The organism is uncultured Flavonifractor sp. (assembly GCF_944387675.1).
GTDB lineage: Bacteria > Bacillota > Clostridia > Oscillospirales > Oscillospiraceae > Flavonifractor.
In genome coordinates this window covers 1-2,809 of the sequence record NZ_CALXFV010000162.1, presented here as the reverse complement: position 1 = coordinate 2,809, position 2,809 = coordinate 1, and the positions used below count along the sequence as shown (strand labels likewise).

The 2,809-nt window shown below is 66.1% G+C and carries 2 protein-coding genes and 1 pseudogene; all 3 read right to left on the bottom strand.

All coding sequences use genetic code 11. The features are described from left to right. Positions 1-455: pseudogene (locus Q0J74_RS10980) on the bottom strand (hypothetical protein); the annotation flags it as partial. After that, on the bottom strand, positions 448-933 hold the full coding sequence (locus tag Q0J74_RS10975) for an RNA polymerase sigma factor (RefSeq protein WP_297214553.1): 486 nt from the start codon (positions 931-933) through the stop codon (positions 448-450). The pseudogene Q0J74_RS10980 and the gene Q0J74_RS10975, both read right to left, overlap by 8 nt. Before the next feature lie 102 nt (positions 934-1,035). Beyond that, complete coding sequence (locus tag Q0J74_RS10970) at positions 1,036-2,619, bottom strand: NAD(P)/FAD-dependent oxidoreductase (RefSeq protein ID WP_297214551.1); 1,584 nt, start codon at positions 2,617-2,619, stop codon at positions 1,036-1,038. Between the last annotated feature and the right edge of the window lie 190 nt (positions 2,620-2,809).

Genomic DNA, 2,809 nt, shown 5'->3' with positions numbered 1-2,809 from the left:
TAGCTGCGGTAATACCCGCCGTCGGTGAACCACTCGTTGTACTGCTCCAGGGCCTCCTGCCGCTCGGCCTCGGTGACTCCCTCCAGGGCGGCCGCCTCCTCCTCGTTGGATATCCATTCCCGCTGCCAGGGGGCAAAGTCCAGTGTGATGTTCCGCTCCGCCGTGATGCTGTTGTTTTCCTCCCTCAGGGTGAGGGGGAAGACGGGACCGGCGTAGGACATGAAGGTGGAGGCCTCCTCATGGCCGCTGCCCCCGGCGTTGCCGCCCATCCGCACGTTGGTCACCAGCCAGGCCCCGCCCAGCACCACCACCGCCAGAGCGGCGCACACTCCCATCCAGGGCCTCAGCCGCCGCCGGGGCCGGCGCACCTCCCCGGCCAGGGCCGTGATCCGGGTCCGCAGCGCCGGGGAGGCGCGCAGGTCCTCCACCTGGACCATGTAATCCAATCTATTCATCTTCAAAGCCTCCGATCATCCGCGCCCGCAGAGCCTGCCGCCCCCGGGACAGCCAGGACAGCACGGTGTTCCGCTTGGTCCCCAGGATCTCCCCGATCTCCTTGGCGGTGTAGCCCTCAAAATAGTGCAGGTAGATGGCGTTACGGTAGGGCTCCGGCAGAGCCCGCACCTCGTCCAGCACCGAGCCGTCCGTCCCCGCCGGAGCGGGAAACTGGGGGGGCAGGGGTACCTCCTGGGAGCGCTTGGCCCGGCGGAGGTTTTTGCACTTGTTGATGGCCACCCGCAGCAGCCACGCCTTCAGATGCTCCCCGTCGGCAAAGGCCTTGCCGCTGCGCAGCAGGGCCTCAAAGACCTCCTGGGTCACATCCTCCGCGTCCTGCAGTGTGGGGGCGTTGTGGCAGGCCGCCCGGTAAACCGTATCCAGATAGTGCTCCATTGCATAGGAGAAGGGGGCGTCCCCCCGGAGCTGCATGGCCATGGCTCTCTCTCCTTTCTGCCCCTAACACACCTGAGCCGGGCGAAAGATTGCATGGGAAGGAAAAAAAGTTTGCCGCCGCAGGAGCGCGGCGGCAAACTTCACTTAGAGCTGCCCGGCCACTGCTTCGGCAACTTTGATACCGTCCACGGCGGCACTTGTAATACCTCCGGCATAACCCGCACCCTCGCCGCAGGGGTAGAGGCCCCGGACGGCAGACTGAAAGTCCGCTCCCCGCAGGATGCGGACGGGGGAGGAGGAGCGGGTCTCCACTCCGGTGAGCAGGCTGTCCGGGGCGGAAAAGCCCCGGAGCTTCCGGTCAAAAAGGGGCAGAGCGCCTCGAAGGGTGTCGGTAACATAGTCAGGCAGGCAGCCGTCCAAATCGGCGGGGGTGACGCCGGGGCGGTAGGTGGGCTTTACCGTCCCCAGATGGGTGGAGGGCCGCCGGGCCAGGAAATCCTCCACTCGCTGGGCGGGGGCCAGGTACCCGCCGCCTCCCAGGGAGAAGGCGGCCTCCTCCCAGTGCCGCTGGTAGGCCACGCCGGCCAGCGGGTGATCCGAGCCAAAGTCGGCGGGGCCTACCCCCACCAGGAAGCCGCCGTTGATGGTTTCCCCATCTCTGGCCCGGCGGCTCATGCCGTTGGTTACCAGCCGCCCCTCCTCCGAGGCGGCGGCCACCACCTGGCCGCCGGGGCAGACGCAGAAGGTGAAGGCGGAGCGGCCGCCCGGCAGGTGACAGGCCAGCTTGTAGTCGGCGGCGGGCAGCTTCTCCCAGGCCGGGCCGAACTGGGCCAGGGAAATGGCGCGCTGGGGGTGCTCGATGCGCACCCCGATGGCAAAGGACTTCTGCTCCATAGGAATTCCCGCCGCATAGAGCATCTGGAAGGTGTCCCGGGCGGAGTGGCCGGGGCAGAGTATCAGCGCGTCGCAGGGCAGGGAATAGGCCCCTTGGGGACCCTCCACCGTCAGGCCCGCCACCGCCCCGCTCCGGAGAGAAAGACCGGTGAGCTGGTGGCCGAAACGCACCTGGCACCCCAGCCGGAGAAGCTCCAGCCGGATGTTGCGTACCACGTCCCGCAGCACATCGGTGCCGATGTGGGGCTTGCTCTGATACAGAATATCCGCCGGCGCCCCCGCCTCCACCAGGGTACGGAACACGGTGGAAATACGGGGATCGTGAGTACCGGTGTTCAGCTTGCCGTCGGAGAAGGTACCAGCGCCTCCTTCCCCGAACTGCACGTTGGAGGTGGGGTCCAGCAGGCCGGTGGACCAGAATGTTTCCACATCCGCCGTCCGGTCCTCCACCGGGCGGCCCCGCTCCAGTACGATGGGGGCCAGGCTGTGCCGGGCCAGAAAGAGAGCGGCGAACAGCCCCGCCGGTCCCATGCCCACCACCACCGGCGGCAGGGAGGAGACCCGCCGCACCGGTGGGAAGACGTAAGGCTGGGGGACGTAAAGGCTGACGCTTTTCTCCCGGCACCGGGCCATGACCTTTTCCTCGCCGGCCACAGCCACATCCACGGTACAGACGTAATGGACGTCACTCTTTTTCCGGGCATCAATGGACTGTCGGGCCAGGGTGAGGCTGGTGATGGCATCCGGCTTGATTCCCAGAAGACGAGCGGCCTTCTTTTTCAGCTGTGCCTCGCCCCCGCCCAGAGGGAGGGCAATATTTTGGATACGGAGCATCACATGGTCCTCGCATTTCTCAGGATGGTGGTATTATACCATAAACAGAGGGAAAGGGCATCCTCTGATTGCCCAGAGGATGTCCTTGCATATGAGAATCTTAGTAGGAAACGCCCTGCCAGATCATGGCGTCGGCCGTTCCCAACCCGCAGGGCAGGTTGGGGACCCCGGCGATTTCATCTGCTCGGGC

What these genes read in the sequence shown, in the direction of transcription:
- Q0J74_RS10975 (WP_297214553.1), bottom strand. Translation starts at nt 933, where the DNA reads ATGGCCATGCAGCTCCGGGGGGACGCCCCCTTCTCCTATGCAATGGAG.
- Q0J74_RS10970 (WP_297214551.1), bottom strand. Translation starts at nt 2,619, where the DNA reads ATGCTCCGTATCCAAAATATTGCCCTCCCTCTGGGCGGGGGCGAGGCA.